Annotated in this window: 18 protein-coding genes; 11 read left to right on the forward strand and 7 right to left on the reverse strand. The window is 61.5% G+C overall.

Features of this window, described 5'->3' with window-relative positions:
• The first annotated feature begins 77 nt into the window (after window positions 1-77).
• The gene (locus B0G71_RS34665) at window positions 78-641 is read left to right on the forward strand and encodes an ester cyclase (protein WP_258875723.1); all 564 of its coding nucleotides are present in this window, start codon (window positions 78-80) and stop codon (window positions 639-641) included.
• Between the two features lie 15 nt (window positions 642-656).
• On the opposite strand, the gene B0G71_RS41575 is transcribed toward B0G71_RS34665, so the two are convergent.
• Entirely contained in the window at window positions 657-806 is a 150-nt protein-coding gene (locus B0G71_RS41575; RefSeq protein WP_166678903.1) for a hypothetical protein, read from the reverse strand.
• Between the two features lie 128 nt (window positions 807-934).
• On the opposite strand from B0G71_RS41575, the gene B0G71_RS34670 reads away from it, so the two are divergent.
• Together B0G71_RS34670 and B0G71_RS34675 are read left to right on the forward strand one after the other, a co-directional pair.
• Window positions 935-1,804 (forward strand): class I SAM-dependent methyltransferase, encoded by an 870-nt coding sequence (locus B0G71_RS34670; protein WP_116147597.1) that lies wholly within the window; start codon window positions 935-937, stop codon window positions 1,802-1,804.
• A 302-nt stretch (window positions 1,805-2,106) separates the two neighbouring features.
• Window positions 2,107-3,576, forward strand: coding sequence for an MEDS domain-containing protein (locus tag B0G71_RS34675; RefSeq protein WP_116147598.1), 1,470 nt, complete (start codon window positions 2,107-2,109; stop codon window positions 3,574-3,576).
• A 186-nt stretch (window positions 3,577-3,762) separates the two neighbouring features.
• Here the strand turns inward: B0G71_RS34675 and B0G71_RS34680 are convergent, their stop codons facing one another.
• Window positions 3,763-4,509, reverse strand: coding sequence for a hypothetical protein (locus B0G71_RS34680; protein ID WP_116147599.1), 747 nt, complete (start codon window positions 4,507-4,509; stop codon window positions 3,763-3,765).
• A 284-nt stretch (window positions 4,510-4,793) separates the two neighbouring features.
• Between B0G71_RS34680 and B0G71_RS42760 the strand changes: the two genes are divergently transcribed.
• The 3 genes from B0G71_RS42760 (at window position 4,794) to B0G71_RS34695 (ending at window position 6,597) form a co-directional block, all read left to right on the forward strand.
• Window positions 4,794-4,925, forward strand: a complete 132-nt coding sequence (locus B0G71_RS42760) for a hypothetical protein (protein WP_404935493.1) — start codon at window positions 4,794-4,796, stop codon at window positions 4,923-4,925.
• Between the two features lie 198 nt (window positions 4,926-5,123).
• Window positions 5,124-5,438, forward strand: coding sequence for a DUF4148 domain-containing protein (locus B0G71_RS34690; RefSeq protein WP_116147601.1), 315 nt, complete (start codon window positions 5,124-5,126; stop codon window positions 5,436-5,438).
• Between the two features lie 127 nt (window positions 5,439-5,565).
• Window positions 5,566-6,597, forward strand: coding sequence for an alpha/beta fold hydrolase (locus B0G71_RS34695; protein WP_116147602.1), 1,032 nt, complete (start codon window positions 5,566-5,568; stop codon window positions 6,595-6,597).
• 54 nt (window positions 6,598-6,651) lie between these two features.
• On the opposite strand, the gene B0G71_RS34700 is transcribed toward B0G71_RS34695, so the two are convergent.
• Entirely contained in the window at window positions 6,652-7,143 is a 492-nt protein-coding gene (locus B0G71_RS34700) for a low affinity iron permease family protein (protein ID WP_116147603.1), read from the reverse strand.
• 752 nt (window positions 7,144-7,895) lie between these two features.
• On the opposite strand from B0G71_RS34700, the gene B0G71_RS34705 reads away from it, so the two are divergent.
• From B0G71_RS34705 to B0G71_RS34710, 3 genes are all read left to right on the forward strand, one after another.
• A complete protein-coding gene (locus B0G71_RS34705) occupies window positions 7,896-8,420 on the forward strand; it encodes a phasin family protein (RefSeq protein WP_116147604.1) in 525 nt (174 codons plus the stop codon).
• 268 nt (window positions 8,421-8,688) lie between these two features.
• Complete coding sequence (locus tag B0G71_RS41580) at window positions 8,689-8,835, forward strand: hypothetical protein (RefSeq protein ID WP_158608205.1); 147 nt, start codon at window positions 8,689-8,691, stop codon at window positions 8,833-8,835.
• A gap of 71 nt (window positions 8,836-8,906) precedes the next feature.
• Window positions 8,907-9,194, forward strand: a complete 288-nt coding sequence (locus tag B0G71_RS34710; RefSeq protein WP_116147605.1) for a hypothetical protein — start codon at window positions 8,907-8,909, stop codon at window positions 9,192-9,194.
• Between the two features lie 79 nt (window positions 9,195-9,273).
• Here the strand turns inward: B0G71_RS34710 and hmpA are convergent, their stop codons facing one another.
• On the reverse strand, window positions 9,274-10,455 hold the full coding sequence (hmpA, locus tag B0G71_RS34715) for an NO-inducible flavohemoprotein (RefSeq protein ID WP_116147606.1): 1,182 nt from the start codon (window positions 10,453-10,455) through the stop codon (window positions 9,274-9,276).
• Window positions 10,456-10,567: 112 nt separating this feature from the next.
• Here hmpA and norR point away from each other — a divergent pair, with 112 nt between their 5' ends.
• The gene (gene norR, locus B0G71_RS34720) at window positions 10,568-12,163 is read left to right on the forward strand and encodes a nitric oxide reductase transcriptional regulator NorR (RefSeq protein ID WP_116147607.1); all 1,596 of its coding nucleotides are present in this window, start codon (window positions 10,568-10,570) and stop codon (window positions 12,161-12,163) included.
• 401 nt (window positions 12,164-12,564) lie between these two features.
• Here the strand turns inward: norR and B0G71_RS34725 are convergent, their stop codons facing one another.
• The 3 genes from B0G71_RS34725 to B0G71_RS34735 form a co-directional block, all read right to left on the reverse strand.
• Window positions 12,565-12,855, reverse strand: a complete 291-nt coding sequence (locus tag B0G71_RS34725; RefSeq protein WP_116147608.1) for a hypothetical protein — start codon at window positions 12,853-12,855, stop codon at window positions 12,565-12,567.
• Between the two features lie 204 nt (window positions 12,856-13,059).
• Entirely contained in the window at window positions 13,060-14,712 is a 1,653-nt protein-coding gene (locus B0G71_RS34730) for a cyclic nucleotide-binding domain-containing thioredoxin-disulfide reductase (RefSeq protein WP_116147609.1), read from the reverse strand.
• Window positions 14,713-14,967: 255 nt separating this feature from the next.
• Window positions 14,968-15,591, reverse strand: coding sequence for a hypothetical protein (locus B0G71_RS34735; protein WP_258875724.1), 624 nt, complete (start codon window positions 15,589-15,591; stop codon window positions 14,968-14,970).
• 396 nt (window positions 15,592-15,987) lie between these two features.
• Between B0G71_RS34735 and B0G71_RS34740 the strand changes: the two genes are divergently transcribed.
• Window positions 15,988-17,049, forward strand: coding sequence for an ABC transporter substrate-binding protein (locus B0G71_RS34740; RefSeq protein WP_181916944.1), 1,062 nt, complete (start codon window positions 15,988-15,990; stop codon window positions 17,047-17,049).
• Window positions 17,050-17,063 lie beyond the last annotated feature (14 nt).

Here is a 17,063-nt window from a genome sequence, read left to right on the forward strand (position 1 = left end):
CGCTCACAGATGTTATACCGGGCAGATAATTTGTGGGTACTGGGTGCCAGTTTCGGGACGCGCTATGGCGCGGCGGATTGGCAAAAAACGGCCGCATTCATTCGCATGCAAATGGAAGGCGGGCTGACGTTGAATGCCGTGAAGCCGCCCGGAATGATTCGGTCTACCATGGCGACTTGCACCCTCAGGAGCAGCAGATCATGACCTCAGGTACCGATGAAGCGGTGGCGCGAGAAGCGGTTGAAGGATTCTATCGAGCGTTCGAGCAGAAAAGCGTCGAGTTATTGGCGAAGGTTGTCACCCCTGACTGGCAGTACATCCCGGAGCCTCGCGGCGCCGCCCCCGGGCCCGGTCAAATGGTTCAAGTGTTCCACGACATAGCGACCGCGCTGCCGGACTTGAAAGTCGAAATTCTCGATTTGCTGGTGCATGGCAACCGGATAGGGGTGCGCGCGGAGATCAGCGGCACGCAAACGGGCAAGCTGCTCGGCATCGACGCGAGTTCGAAGCATGTGAAATTCGCGATTCATTCTTTCCATCAGATGCGCGGAAATCTGATCGAGAAAACCTGGCACCTCGAAGATTGGCTATCGCTATTTCGACAGCTTGGCCAGTTGCCAAAAATGCTCGACCGGCATTGAGGTGGAAACAACGAATCAATGCTGATAATGCATGGCCGCGGCGATCAGAAGCCGGAACGGCAGCGCGAGCAGCACTGCGCCGGCAACGCCGAGCAGCCACAGTCCAATGAACCATAAGAGGCGTGTGCTGAAGGTCGTCTTGCGATCAGAGCTTGTCTGTGACACGCTGTCCCCCGTCATCGGCTCGTCTATTCACCTGGCAATCATAGCCTGTTGCGCGCGGCAGGATTGCGACAGGTGCTGGTGTGCGATGTCGAATCGGAGCCCGGAAACAAAGAACCGGATCGAGACTCATGAACGAGAAGCGAAATGCGGCGCCCGACAGCACCGCTGCGCGTGTCGCCTTGTGGCGCGCGCTGCATGTCGAGGCGGACCCGCCGCCGCATGTGCTGGAAGACACAGTGGGCCTCAAGTTGCTGGCTCCAGGCGACGACTGGCGCGGACGCGGAGACATGGACCCGCAGTTCACGCGTCCGTTTCGCGCTTCGATCGTGGCTCGTGCGCGCTTCATCGAAGATCTGGTCGTGGAACAGGCCGGGCGCGGGCTGAGTCAGTACGTGATCCTCGGCGCGGGGCTCGACAGCTTCGCGCAGCGCAGGCCGGAGATCGCGTCCCGCCTCAAGGTGTTCGAGATCGACCCGCCAGGTCCTCAGGCATGGAAGCGCCAGCGGCTGAATGAACTCGGCTACGGCGTGCCGGATTGGCTGCGCTTCGTGCCGGTCGATTTCGAAGCGGGCCGGAACTGGCGGGACGAGTTGACGGCTGCCGGCTTCGATGACAGCAAGCCGGCGATCGTGGTCTCCACGGGCGTCAGTATGTATCTCACACTGCAAGCGAACATGGCCACGCTGCGCGAGGTCGCGGCTCTCGCGCCGGGATCGACGCTTGCCATGACCTTCCTGCTCCCGCTGCATCTGGCGGACCCCGAGGTACGTCCGGGGCTCGAGATGGCGGAGAAGGGCGCGCGAGCAAGCGGGACACCTTTCATCAGCTTCTTCACTCCACCGGAGATGCTGGCGCTGGCCCATGAAGCCGGCTTTGGCGAAGCGATACACGTCCCGGCGGCCGATCTGACGCAGCGCTACTTCTCCGGCAGGACCGACGGTCTGCGCCCGCCGAACAATGCGGAGGATCTGCTCGTGGCGAGCACCTGGCCGCCGTGAGCGCATTGCCCCTTTCCAGATCGAATACCACACGTGATTGACGCGCATGTGACCAGACGCTCATTGCCGCCCAAAATCATGCATAGGGAAAATATCTATTCTGTCAAAGCTGGCCCTCGCGTACTTTCAAATTCTGCTGAATCCCAAATATCGAGCACCAACGCGGCGGAGCCGCTTCCTGTCCTTCAACAGGATCGGCGGATCGACGCGAGTGGTGCCGTGACATTCATATTCGAGCGCGCGGGACATCGTTAAAGCCTGGCGCGACTGTGGTTCTTGACCCACGCACTCTGAGGGAAACGATGACCACCGGACCTCGTAAAAGCGGTTTTCCAGCGCTTGGCGCCCTCACTTGGGGCTCCCATCTGTGTCACTTCTACGAATCGCGGAGCGAATTGCTCAGCGTCACCGCGGACTTCCTGCATGCGGGACTCGCCAATCGCGAAGCGGCCGTGTGGATCGCGCCCGCGCTGCTGGGACCCGACAAAGCCCGCTATATGCTCACGCGAACCGCGCCCGCACTCGCGGAATATATCGATGCAGGCCAATTGCAGATTCTCGACGGCGCGCAGATTTACGCCTCGCCTAAAACGGGCTTCAACGGCGGTGCCACCGTGGGCTTATGGTCGAAGGCGATCAACGACGCGCTGGGGCGAGGCTTCGAAGGATTGCGAGTGGCCGGCGACGCCGTCTGCAACGAAACCACCGACTGGGTTGCGCTGCTCGACTATGAAGCCTCGCTGAAGGAGAAGCTTGCTGCGCGGCCGATCATCGGTTTGTGCACGTACTGCGTGCAGAAGCTTCGCACTGCGCAGGCACGGGAGATCGAGCGTCTGCACGATGCGAAGATCGAGCGGCCGCGCGTCGAGGCTTCCGGGCATGCGCGCGAGCGGGCTGGCGGGCGGAGTGTGCAACGTGCCGAGCACGTCGTCACTGTTGCCGGGCGTAGCGATGAATCGGAACAGGCTTTGAGCGGCGCAACGATAGGCCACGAAATCCGCAATGCCATCACGCCGCTCGGACTGCTCGCGCGTTTGTTGAACACCCAGTACGGCCACGACGAACAGTTGACGCGATACGCCCTTCTACTCTCACGGCAGGCAAGCGTGCTCGGTCAACTGGCCCAGCAATTGATGGCGCCGGACGATGCCGGGTTCGCCGGTTCTGTTGATCCGGCGCTGGGCGCGTTGGCATGTACGTCGCGCGAAAGAGCGGTGGTGAATCGCGCGCCGGTCGATGTCGGCGATCTGCTCGCGCATTGTGTGCTGGTAGCCGAAGCGGGCGCGCCAGATCACGCACCGATTCAGGTGACGGCCGGCGACGCACCGCTGCGGGTGCAAGGCGACTTCGGCGAGCTGACCCAGGTGTTCGTCAATCTGCTGATCAACGCGCTCAAATATTCGGCGGCTGCGGATGCGATCAAGGTGACGGCGTCCCGCGCCGGGCGTTACTGCTATATCAGCGTGAGCGACGAAGGGGCCGGCATCGCGCCGGGCGAGCTTGCAAGCATCTTCAAGCCCTACGCGCGCGGGCTTGCGGGCCACGCCTTGGGCACCAGGGGGCATGGACTCGGATTGGCGGTGGTGCGCGATATCGTCGCGAGCCATGGTGGCACCGTCGAAGCGTTTTCCGGGGGACTGGGCCGCGGCTCGGAGTTCGTGGTACGCCTGCCGCTGGCAAAGCTAGTCGCGCCAATCACGGCGATCGCGCCCGCAGCGCACGAATGCGAAGCGGTTTGCGCCGCGCCGGTCACGCAAGGTATTGCCGTATAGCGAACGCGATGGCTTAACGCGTCGTCAGGCCATGCATGTGCGGTTGCGGCCGAGTCGCCTCAGGCCGCGGGCCGCAAGAAACGCCGGTGCGGTCACCACCAGCGCGGCGAACGCCTGGAGGGCAATGTTAAGGCTTGCCTGCAGGAGGCAAGGCTCAACCGCGACAGCCCGCTTAAACCTCGACGATCATTCGACCCGACACCAACGACCGGTTTCCGGGCACACCATGGCGGGTTCGCCATTCACGCACACTTGCTCTTTATCCGCGTGCAAAGAGGTTGAAGAGGCAATGTCGAAGGCAACGTTCAGCGTCTGCGCCACATGCACGTCTTCGATGGGAAGCTCCCACGTCAGGAATATTTGCGTGCAATCCTGATCCGCAGCGAAGTCGGCAGCATTGAATCCGCTGCTGCCGCGCCGGATCACCCCATGTGGCTGGCCGGTGTCGAATATCAAGGCCGTGCCGCGGGTCAGAGGAATGCGATGACCCGTACCGGGGAAATGCACATCCAGCCCCTTGTCTTCGCTGAGAAAAAGATTGCAGAAGGCCGCACCGCCATATTGCGCGCCGTCATGGTGATATCTCGCGCCACGGCAGGCCATGAGCGCGATGTCGCTGACGGCGAGCACGCCGGGCAAGCCGAGCGCAGCCGTCCATTCGGACGCTGCTCGCACGCAGCGCGTATAGTCCGGCCAGCGCACTTGCGTTCGCGCCAACGGCATGACCTCGACGTCACCGGGCTCGAGGACCATGCGCGACGACGTCTCCCTGTCCCAATCCGCAAGCACACGAGCGGGGAGCGGTGGCACGTCGAGCATGCCTGACAGCACGATGTCACTGACGCTTCGACTGCGAATGGCATCGCCACTCGAGAAATAGGAAGTCAGCAGGTCTCGCTTCGATGCTGTAGAAGATTGGCTCATCCGCAGCATTGTAAGTTACCGCCCCGCTTTGAATTGCGTTCGCACTGACATACCGCTTGAGGTATGCGATGTCGCGTTTCATCAGCGGCTCGGACGTCTGGTAGAAAAACTCCGCCACCGGTTGCGCAAAGTGGTCCACTTCGACAACCCAGTGGCGATGGTCTTTTGGCCCAACAGAAAACCTCAGTTGATCGCGGAGACACAAAGCATTGCACAGGCGATCCAATGCTTGACTGACCCATCGCGAGACCGGAGTCGCGCTGATGATTCTCACCGGTCAATCGACCAGGAACATGGCGAGACAGTTGGGTGTATCACCCGCCCCGGCCAAGGTTCACCGGCGCAATCTCTACAGGAAACTGAGCATTTCCTCCCAGGCAACACCCTTTCTGCTCATCATGGGCGAGGACTTAGCGGCGGGATGAAGCCTTAACGTCGCCCCGTTCTTTGTATCGCAATGTATCCGCACCGTATCAAGGTACATAACGTTTCATCAACGGGCATTGCCGACATAAGCCAGATACGTCCACGGGGTCTAATGCTTCCAAGCCAGCCGAACTGGCCTTGCTAACCAGAACGCAAACGGGCGTTTGCGTGGAAGACATTTTCTCGAGGTGAAAGTCATGAAAGTCATTCAATCGCTTATCGTCGCCGCTGCCGTTGCTCTGCCGGCTTTGTCGTTCGCACAATCGAATCAGCCGCTCACCCGGGCGCAGGTTCGCGCGGAACTCGTGCAGTTGGAGAAGGCCGGTTACAACCCCGCGAGCGATGAGACGCAATACCCCAGGAATATCCTGGCTGCCGAAGCTCGCGTGAGTGCGCAAAACGGACCGACGGCATCGTCATACGGCTCGGCGACGGCTGGCAGCTCGGCATCGGGCTCGCGTGCGTCGGACTCAGAAGTGATCGGTCTCGGCGCGATCTACGCGAAGCCGTAACTTAAACTCGGCTTCGAGGGCGGGCGCTTCTGTCGACCACGCCTCGCGATGTTTCGCTTCAACCATTCGGTGCGTCGCGCGGGCGCACCGTTCAATTCAGCGCTGTCGCACATAAGGAGAATTAGCCATGTCTGACCAGATCAACACCCGGCGGCGTCGTCTGCTCGGGACGGCGGTTGCGGGCCTCAGCCTGATGGAACTGGGACTAAGCGGGCTTGCCAACGCACAGTCCAATAGCACGAAGGCGGGAGCGAGCGCCGCCTCGTTCGACACCGTCAAGCAGATCAACGCGGGCACGCTCAGCATGGGATACGCCGAGGCGGGCCCGCAGAACGGTCCGGTTGTGATCCTGCTGCACGGCTGGCCCTACGATATCCATGCCTTTGCCGAAGTCACGCCGTTACTGGCAGCGGCCGGCTATCGCGTCATCGTGCCGTATCTGCGCGGCTATGGCACGACGCGGTTCCTGTCCGCGGATACGCCGCGCAATGGCCAGCAGGCGGTGGTGGCGGTCGACATCATCGCGTTGATGGATGCGTTGAAGATCGACAAGGCGATTTTCGGCGGCTTCGACTGGGGCGCGCGCACGGTGAATATCATCGCCGCGCTGTGGCCGGAACGATGCAAGGCGATGGTCTCGGTGAGCGGTTATCTGATCGGCAGCCAGGAGGCGAACCGCACGCCGTTGCCGCCGAAAGCAGAACTGGCCTGGTGGTATCAGTTCTACTTCGCGACGGAGCGCGGCGCGGCGGGTTACGACGCGAATCGCCACGACTTCAACAAGCTGATCTGGCATACGGCATCGCCGAAATGGAATTTCGACGATGCAACGTACGAGCGCTCGGCACAATCGTTCAGCAACCCTGATCATGTCGCGGTGGTGATTCACAACTATCGCTGGCGTCTGGGACTGGTGAGGGGCGAGCCGCAATACGACGATCTGGAGAAGCGCCTGGCCGCGGCGCCGACGATCGCCGTGCCGACCATCACGATGGAAGGCGACGCGAACGGCGCGCCGCATCCGGACCCGGCGGCGTACGCGAAGAAGTTCACCGGCAAGTACGCGCATCGGAACATCGGCGGTGGTGTCGGCCATAACCTGCCGCAGGAAGCGCCGAAAGCATTTGCCGATGCCGTGATCGACGTCGCACGTTTCTAGCATTGCGCGCGCTGACGGCTATTGCAAAGCGTGCGCACGCAACCAATGCATTGGCTAGCCGCGTTGCTCCGCCGCTCCAGGTTTGCCGTCGCGACCTTTACCGCTTCGCCGGTCTTCGTCACGATCATCGCGATTGTCGACGAACGGCGAATCGGTGTCGCTGCCGCCGGCGCGCAACACAGCGCGCGCTTCTTCAGCCAGCTTTTCGTAGTGTCGTCGAAAGCGCGTCAAGTCCTTTTCCTCGAGTTCTTCCAGATCGAGCAGGGCGTTGTGAGCCCCTCCCAATGCGCGGATCAACTCGTCGAGCTTGATCTGCATTGCGGCGGTGTCGCGGTTCTGGGTGTTCTGGATCAGGAAGACCATCAGGAACGTAACGATCGTGGTCGACGTGTTGATCACGAGTTGCCACGTATCGCTGTAGTGAAAGAGCGGGCCGGTGAGGGCCCAGACGATCACCATGGCGACGGCCAGGACAAAGGTGAGCGGCCTGCCGGTCATCGTGGAAAGGAAGCTTGCGAACTTCGAAAACCATTTGCCGCTCATCATGACCTCCGGGGGGCGGTTTGACGTGAGGCATCATCGCACAGGCGCGACCTGGCCCACGGGCATGGCTCGAAGCACGTCAGCGGCCCGCCGATTTACCCCAACACGTTCGATTCAGGATGCTGTTCGAGGTAATCCGACAGCGCCCTCAGCGCGCTGAGTGTCCGGCACCCGATCCGTGTTGATTCGCAGGAAGAGGGAATTGGCGTTCATGGGCGCCCGATCCCGTGCACGCGGCCAAAATACTCCCGACGTTTATTGCTGATACCAATTGAAGCCCACTGGTATTGCCGCCGCATTGAATGGCGCTGCGCTGCGGATAAATGGTTGTAAATCCGCATCACATTGATTCTTTTCTCCGCTGCGAAGACGGTCACATGCGCATGCATTTGACCGTCTATCGCACATCTGCTCACGCATTTCATAGCGCGACCAAGCCGCTTATCGACAGTGTTCTCCACGTTGCTTCCCACACGTCGGCGCATGCGCCGAGGCGGCGCCTATTCCGCTGATCTTTCAGCCATCGCCGCCACGCGATTCCTCAGCCAGAACCGCGCCATCAGCCAAGGGTAATTACCTACAAAAGAGTGCGCCAGGTGCAGATTTAACAAAGTTAGAATGTTTCATCTAATGCTGCATCGCAAAACGATTCGAGCAGCTTGGGGCAATTCGAGGGTCAACAATCTGCTTGCATCCCGCTGGTTTCGCATGTCTCTTGTCTGAGCAATGTGAACGTCTTAACGAAGGAGTCCAGAGTGTATTTTTCGACGCCAGAACAATTCATCTCCCTGCAAAGTGCCAATGTTGCCGTCGCCTTTTCGTTTGCGCAGCAAACATTCCAGTATTTTGAAGAGCTGGCTAAGTTGAACCTGCAGGCAGCCAGGGCCACGCTTGCGGAGAGCGAGCAGGCATGGCAGATGGCGATATCGGGTAAGACGCCGGTCGAGCTGTTTGTTCATCAGGCCAGCAACGCCAAGCCCGTCGCAGAGAAAGTACTGTCTTATAACAGTCACATGTTTGAAATCGCGAATGACGCACAAGCCGAGTTTCTGAAGATTTTCGAAGACCAGTTCGCACAATCCAACACGAAAATGCAGACGGCGTTCAACGACTTCGCGCGCAATGCGCCCGCAGGTTCCGAACTCGCGGTCACTGCGTTCAAGTCGGCGGTTTCCAGTGCGGGCGCTGCCTACGACACGATGCGCAAAGCCACTGCGCAAGCCATTGCCATGGCGCAAGCCAGTCAGTTGACGGTGCCTGCTCAGGCGCGGGTCAAATAAAGCCAGTCAGTCAACAGCAATGCTCACGCAGCCTGGCGCAAATGCGCCGGGGGCTGTTGTTTCGCTTTCCTCCAAGCAGACGGATCGGCCGATTCGGAAACGAAATGGGTATCGCATTGCTTGCCAACCCGTTTGAAGGGCGGTCCAAAGGCGCTTGATAAAGTAAGCCGGGAATGTAATGGGAAGTCACGCTTCTTATAGGAACGATCTTTCGCATATTGAAACGATAGTCACAACGCTAGAGAGATTGCTTTCAAAAGGTGATTCGATGGCCGACACGTCGGTCGTCAATGAACCGAATTATTGGCGTCAACGTATCGAGACAATACTGAACCAGCGCGAAATATCGAAGGTCGAGCGCGAGCATGCCGACGCCTTGCTCAGACGCTTGAGCGGAATCATCAAGATGCCTTAATAAGGTGGGAGAATCGGCAAACATCGAAAAGCCGCGAGCAACGCGGATCAGTCAATATAAAAGGACACGACATGACCAGTGAATCTTCTGAGAGCGGATTGCAGGTACTGACATCGCACACCCCGGGCCGTCATCGACTCGTGGTGCGCGCGGCACTTCACGGTATGCGCATTGCCGCAATCTGGCAGGTGCTATTTCCATTCTCCCGCAACGTCGAGACAGTCGCTGTCACGACGCTTCCGGGCAGCGGTTTTGAAGAGGTCACGATCGCGCTGGCTCAAGCGCAACGCGAGTTGGTGGACGCCATGATCGCGCGCTTCAAGAGCATGTCCTGGGTGACGAGCGCAACGCTTTGCTAAAGGCGTGACTTCAACGCGCCCGGCCGTTGCATGCAAATAGCCGGCTCCGGCTATTTGCACGTCAACCGCAACCCGCGCTTTATTCGAGAGCGGAAGCCGGACCAAAGAACTCATACCGGCTCTGCGACTCCGGCACGCCAATCGCCTTCAAATGCTTCTTGATGGCCTTCATGAACGCGATCGGTCCGAGGAAATAGACGTCGACGTCACGCGTCCTGGGCAGCCACGCGTCGAGATGCTTTTCGTCCAGATAGCCGATGCCGTGCGCGTCGGCATCTTCCGCGCGGCGCTGCTCATAGCAATAAAAACGTTTCAACTTCGGATGGCGCGCGGCCAGCTGGTCGACCACGTCGCGGAACGCATGCACGCCGCCGTGACGCGCCGAGTGAATGAAGTGCACGGGGCGATCGGTTTTCAGTGCGGCTTGCAGCATGGCGAGTGTGGGCGTGATGCCCACCCCGCCGCTGATCAGCACCAGCGGCTTGTCGCTGTCTTCGAGCTTGAAATCCCCCGCCGGCGCGAACAGTTCCACGGTATCGTTTTCATTGACGTGCGTGTGCAAATGGTTCGACACCTTGCCATTCGGTTCGCGCTTCACGCTGATCCGGTATTCCTCGCCGTTCGACATGGCCGAGAGCGAGTAATTGCGCCGCACTTCCTCGCCGTCGATCACGAGCCGCACGCCGATATATTGCCCCGGATGAAACGCGAGCAACTCGCCATTGTCGTCGGGACGCAGATAAAACGACGTGATCTCGTCGCTTTCCCGCACCTTACGGGCGACGCGAAAGAGCCGCGTGCCGCGCCAGCCGCCCGGCGCCGCTTCGCGCTCGGCGTACATTTTCTCTTCGAGGCCGCTCAGCAGATCGGCGAGTTGCTGATAGGCGGCGGCCCACGCTTCGATGACCGCGTCGGTGGCGATCTCCGCGCCGAGCACTTCGCGGATAGATCTGAGCAGGCACTGTCCAACGATCGGATAATGCTCCGGCAGGATATTCAGCGCGACGTGCTTGTTGATGATCTGCGAGACCAGCCCGCCCAACTGTTCGAGTTGATCGATGTGACGTGCGTACATCAGCACGCCGTTGGCCAGTGCGCGCTGCTGCGCGCCGCTCGCCTGATTGGCGAGATTGAACATGGGACGCACTTCGGGATGTTCGCTGATCAGCATGTCGTAGAAGTGCGTGGTCAGCGCCTCGCCCCCGCTTTCGAGAAGAGGAACGGTGGCTTTGACGATGGCGCGGTGTTCGGCGGAAAGCATGGGAAGTCCTGGTAGTTGGTGGATATCCAGTCGTGCTTCGACTGATGTGCTGATGTATCCATGTTTCGTGCCAGGTATAAAATGTAATTAAATCAACGATCTGAATTTAATGATGGTCAATTCGACCTTAGTCGAAAAGACTCCTGATGGAGTCAATCTGACTGCGGAAGCACTGCTGGACGTCCTGACACCGCTGATCCAGGATCTTTCGCGCGAACTGTCCGACCGCGAACGCTACCGCCGTCTGCTGAGCAGCCTGCGCGCGCTGTTTCCCGGCGACGCGGCCGCTCTATTGCGTCTGGAGGGCGACACGCTGGTGCCGCTCGCCATCGACGGATTGAGCAGCGATACGCTCGGACGCCGCTTTCGTATAAGCGACCACCCGCGCTTCGAGCAGCTGTTGTCGCGGCCGGAGCCGACCCGCTTCGCCGCCGACTCCGATCTGCCGGATCCCTACGACGGCCTCGTGCAAGGCGTGGCCGGGCATCTCGAAGTGCATGACTGCCTCGGCTGTCCGCTGTTCGTGCGCGGCAGGCCGTGGGGGCTGCTCACGCTCGACGCGCTCGACCCGGCGCGCTTCGACAGCATCGACATGGCGTCGCTGCGGGCGTTTCTGGGCCTTGCCGCCGCTACCGTGAGCGTCGTCGAGCGAATCGACACGCTTGCGCGCAGCAGCGAGGAAGAGCGGGCGCGTGCTGAAGCCTACCGGCAGGCGAGCAGCCAGAGCCGGCGCGAGATGGTCGGCAGCAGCGACGCGCACACGCATCTGATGAAGGAAATCGAGGTGGTCGCCGGTAGCGATCTGACTGTGCTGATCACCGGCGAGACCGGCGTCGGCAAGGAACTCGTGGCCAACGCGATCCACGCGCTCTCGGCGCGGGCGAACAAGCCGCTGATCAGCCTGAACTGCGCCGCGCTGCCGGATACGCTCGTCGAGAGCGAACTGTTCGGGCACGTGCGGGGCGCGTTCTCCGGCGCATCGTCGGACCGGCGCGGCAAGTTCGAACTGGCCGACGGCGGCACGATTTTTCTCGACGAAGTGGGTGAGCTGCCGCTACTTGTGCAAGCCAAGCTGTTGCGGGTTTTGCAGAACGGCCAGTTGCAGCGCATCGGCTCGGACCACGAGCACAAGGTCGACGTGCGGCTGATCGCCGCGACGAATCGCGATCTGGCTCAAGAGGTTCGCGCCGGGCGGTTTCGCGCGGACTTCTATCATCGGCTCAGCGTCTATCCGTTACGCGTGCCGCCGTTGCGCGAGCGCGGCCGCGACGTGTTGCTGCTGGCGGGGTTTTTTCTCGAAGAGAATCGCTCGCGGCTCGGTCTTTTGAGTCTGCGTCTGGCGACGGACGCGCAAGCCATGCTGCTGCGTTATCCATGGCCGGGGAACGTGCGTGAGTTGGAGCACCTGATCGGCCGAAGCGCGCTCAAGGCGCTGGCGGCGAATCGCGAGCGTCGCCGGATTCTGACGTTGACGGCCGCCGACTTTGCGCTGGCGGCCGCACCGGACGAAGACAGGGTCCAGAAAACGCAGGCTGAAACAACTGAGACCGGATCGAAGGATTTTCGTAGCGCGGTCACCGAGTTCGAGCGGAACACCGTTGTCGACGCGTTGGCCCGTCACGATCAGAATTGGGCGGCGGTCGCACGCGAGCTTGGTCTTGACCGAGCGAATCTGAACCGGTTGGCTAAACGGCTCGGCCTTAAATGAAGACGATCTCCATGGGATAAAAGGCAGCGCAGATGAAGCCGGCAGCACTGCACCGCTCGGATTCATGCTGCGGCGGCTGCCTGGTCGTTGCGACCTATGGTGATGATGGGCTGCCGCGCCGCTTTTGCCGTACGACTATTCCGATGAGAACGTTCGAACGATTCGCAGGTGTTCTCACGTGCGAATCGGAATCACTGCTTGAAGTTACTCCGCGATCGAAAAGCGCGCCGGGCGCTTTTGCGGTGCCTGGGTTGGACGCTCCACGCGCGACGTGGCGCCGCGAATAAAGAGGATTGCGCAAAAGGCCACCATGGCCCAGATGCAGAAAATTACCGTCAGAGCGCTCATGTCAATTTTCAGAGGGTGAGACTGCGATGGGTGCTGTTCGGCCGGCGGGCCGGTCAATGCGTCGTATGCGGGCCGCTGCCGTCGAACAGAAGCTCGTCGATCAGGCACGTGGCCAGTTGCAGTTGCTGTTCGAGCGAGGCGCGCGTCGCCTCCGCGCCTGCCGCGTCGCCGCGCGCAACGGCGTCGTAGGTCTGCGTCGCGAGGCACAGCACGCTCTCCGACGCGAGGTGCAACCCGCGCATTGTTGCGGCGTCGGCGCCCGGCACCGGACTGGTCCATTCAGGCGTCGAAGCAGCCGGCAGGCCGATTTCGAACTCGTTATCTTTATCGTGGCGGGTAGACATCGTGGGCTCCTTGCGCAATGGGTACGCCAAGTGTGCGCCGGCGGGGCAGGTTCCAATCGGCCGAACAGAAGCCTGTTTTTTAGTCAATCTGCGATGATCGGAAAACCGACGTATTCCGCTGAAGAATAGGCGTTGTCGGCGCCGCCGTCCAGCGGCCGCCGCGCTTTCGCGCGCGGGCCGAATAGCCGCGCGGCGCGACCGTCGCTAGCGGGCGTCCTGCTGCAGATATTTGTGGGCGAACGCGATGACCATGCTGCCCTCGCCGACTGCGGAAGCAACGCGTTTGACCGGGCTCAGGCGCACGTCGCCGCAGGCAAACACGCCGGGCACGCTCGATTCGAGCAGGTAGGGATCCCGGGTATGAGACCAGCGTCCGGCCTTGACGACGTCGTCGCCGGTGAGCACGTAGCCGCGCGCATCACGGGCGATTTCTTCGGGTAACCAGCTGGTCTGCGCGTCGGCGCCGATGAACACGAACAATGCTCCGCAATCTTGCCGGCGCGCTTCCTCGCTCGACGCATCGCGCACGTCGATCGCCGTCAGATGGGTATCGCCGTACGCGCCCACGACTTCCGCCCGCAGTCGCACCGCCACGTTCGACTTGCCGCGCAGCTGCTCGATCAGATAGCGCGACATGCTCTTTTCGAGCGAATCGCCGCGCAGAACGAGCGTCACCATGCGTGCATGATTGGCAAAGTACAACGCGGCCTGGCCGGCCGAATTGCCGCCGCCGATCAGATACACGTCGAGGCCATGCGTCGCGTTCGCTTCGCTGCGCGACGCGCCGTAGTAAATACCCTTACCGATAAACCGGTCGAAGCCTTCCATCGACAAACGCCGCCACGTGACACCCGTCGCAAGAATGATGGTGCGCGTCCGGATGATGTCGCCACCGTCGAGGTGAACGCTACGCGCCTGCACATCGATCCGGTCGACTGACCGAGTCACCAGAATCTCCGCGCCGAGCCGCCTTGCCTGCTGCAGTGCGCGGCTCGCGAGTTCGTCCCCGGAGACGCCGTTAGGAAAGCCCAGATAGTTCTCTATACGCGAGGAGGTGCCGGCCTGGCCGCCGGGCGCTTCGCGTTCCAGCACGATGGTGCGCAAGCCTTCCGATGCGCCGTACACCGCCGCGGCAAGACCGGCCGGGCCGCCGCCGATGATCATCGTGTCGTATTCGGCGAGACGGGGCTGCGTTTGCAGACCGAGCAGTCCGGCAAGCTCGCGGGTCTCGGGCCGGTTCAGCACCGTGCCGTCGACCAGTCGCAGCGACGGACACTCTTCTTCCGCCGGACAGGTTCCGGGCCAACGCCTGGGCAGTTCGGGCGCGTCCGGCGTCATCCAGTCGTAGCTGATCTGGTTGCGCGCGAGGAAATGCCGCAGCGCCGTACAGGCATCGTCCCAGCGGCTGCCGACCATGGTGACGCGCGCCTTGGGCGGTTCAGCGGAAAGCCCCTGCAAGCCGCCGATGCGTTCGCGCGCGAGCGCGCCCATCTTGAGCGCCACAGCGGGCGATGCGGCCGCCAGTTCGTAATAACGCTGAGCGTCCACGCGCATGACGCGGGACGGCTCCGCCGCACGGTACGCGCCGGGAAACGGCGAACTCAGCGCAAGCGGCACTTCGCCGAAGATCGTGCCGGGCAAACGCCAGCCTAGCGTGCGCTCGATACCGTCGAACGTCTTGATCACTTCCATCTTGCCGGTGAGCACGACGTACAGTGCGCGTTCGCCGCCTTCGTGAACCGCGAACTCCCCGGCGGACAGATGGAGGTCCGCGGACGTGTGCGCAAGATGGTCGAGTTCGTCGTCGGAGAGGGTGGCGAAGAGCGGTACTGACCGGATGTCGTCGGTTGTCAGCATGGCTGGGTCCAGACAGGCAGGTGGAGGAGGGACGGTCTGCGGGAGTCCGAACCAGTATAGGCCGTTCGCCCGGCGACTTCATGCTTCGAGTCTGCGACGAAGCGCACGCGGCATCGCGCTCAAACGTTCGGCGATTGGGCCAATTGCGGCGAGGTGCGACGTTCGAAATGCACGCGACAGCCATGCTGCCGTGTAGTTGGGGAGCTACCTGTGGATCGAAGCCACGCGGTCATTCAATTAGTTCGGACTGCAGTATTACTGCGTTCCGCCTGGAGCCGGCGCCTGAGAAGCTGGACCGATTCGTGCGGATTGTCTTACCAGTTCCTGCGTCATCGCGGCGGCGACGGGGTTCGACCCACGGTGGTCCTGGCTGGCCGGTGCGGCCTGCGTCGGCGGTGGCATCGGCAGCGACGGATCGGGTTTGGACGATTCCCTGACGAGTTGTTCCGTCATGGCAGCCGCAACGGCATTCGAACCATGCCGGGTCAGATCGCTTCGCGCGCGTGCAATCGGCTGCACGGTGTTCGCCTTCGCAGCGACAGACTCGCGCGCTTCCGCCGATGCAGGCGCGCGGCCCGGCGGTTTATGTCGCGATGCCTGTGGCTGCGCGCCGTTGAGGGCAGGCCCCGCTTTGGGCGACAACGGTGCGCCCGCGCTCTCGCCCGTGCTGTTCGCGGACGGCGAAGTGGCAACCACGTTGCCCGCGGTCACATGCGTGCCGTCCACGCGCGGACTAACTGGCGCCGTGGCGACGGAACTGGCCGTCACCGCGTCCGGCGCCACTTCGGAGCGATTGCTTTTAGGGAGAAGCTGGTAAGCGATGAAGCCCACGTCCACCAGCACCAGCGCGACGACCAACGCCTTGCCTGTATTCGTCATATCCAACACCGAACCATTCGAGTGAGGTGATCGAGTCATGATAATCGACCGCCAAAAAACATTTGGCGCGGCGTTTTGCAATGCGATTTATGCGGTTTTCTCCCTGCGTATTGACACCGTTCTGACACCGCTCGACGGCCGGTCCGTCACTATCAGCTGCCCGCCGCCTCTGCGCGTTTCGTTGAGAAGTCCCCGCGCCGTGTCGAGTGAGCCGCGCGCCTTGAGCAGTACGCAAGCAGGCGTGTTCACGGCATTGGGGTTTTGCCGGGTTATAACGTGACGTCATGGGCACTCAAACAATTCCGGCGTTGTGGCGAATAAATAGACTCACTATATTGGGCTCAACGATGCATGACATCGACGATATGTTCGCTCAACCGTTTCGAGGACCCCGTCGTGATCAAGAAGCCCATGTTGCGCCCGCTTGCCGCTGTTCTGATCCTCGGCGTCGCGAATCTCGCGCCCGCGTGTTTGACGCCCGCGTTTGCCGCCGCCGGCAAGATCACCTTTGTCTCGCAAGGCGGGACCTATCAGGAAGCGCAGACCAAGGCGATTCTCGACCCGGCTGCGAAGCTGCTTAACATCACGGTGAACCAGGACAGCATTCCGGACGCGTGGCCGCAGATCAAAGCCCAGGCCGCGACCGGCAAGCCGATCTGGGACGTGGTCGACACGCCGACCTCCAACTGCCTGCGCGGCGGCAAGGAAGGTCTGCTGGAAAAGCTCGACTTCTCGAAGATTCCGAATGGGGCGGCCATGCCGGAGAAATACCGCACGCCGTACTCGGTCGCGTACGAGTTCTATTCGACGGTGATCGGCTACAACAAGAAGTCGTTGAAAAAAGTGCCGCAGAGCTGGGCCGATTTCTGGAACGTGAAGGCATTCCCCGGCACGCGCGCATTGCGCAACGATCCGCAGACCGTGCTCGAAGCCGCGCTGCTCGCCGACGGTGTGCCGCGTGACAAGCTCTATCCGCTCGACGTCGACCGCGCGTTCAAAAAGCTGCAGCAGATCAAGCCGGACGTGACCGTGTGGTGGACCTCGGGCGGCCAGTCGGCGCAATTGCTGCACGACGGCGAAGTGGACATGACGATGATCTGGAACGGCCGTGCAAGCGCGGTGCGCAAGGACAATCCCGATGTCGACTTCACCTTCAACGACGGCATTCTGCAGGACACGCAACTCTGCGTGCTGAAGAATGCGCCGAACCTGCCTGAGGCGATCAAGTTCATCAACGCCGCGGTGTCGCCGGAATTGCAAGCCAACTTGCCACTTTATATCGACTACGGCCCGGGCAATCCGGCTGCATTCAAGACGGGCAAGATCGACGCGAAGCGCGCAAGCGAATTGCCGAGTTCGCCGGAGAATGCGTCGAAGCAGGCATTGATGTCGGAAGAATGGTGGGCGTCGGACGCGGGCGTCCAGGCGAAGGCGCGCTGGCTCAAGTTCATGCAGTAAGCGCCATCATCTTG

The sequence above is a fragment of the Paraburkholderia sp. BL27I4N3 genome, from assembly GCF_003386115.1.
In the GTDB taxonomy this organism is placed as follows: domain Bacteria; phylum Pseudomonadota; class Gammaproteobacteria; order Burkholderiales; family Burkholderiaceae; genus Paraburkholderia.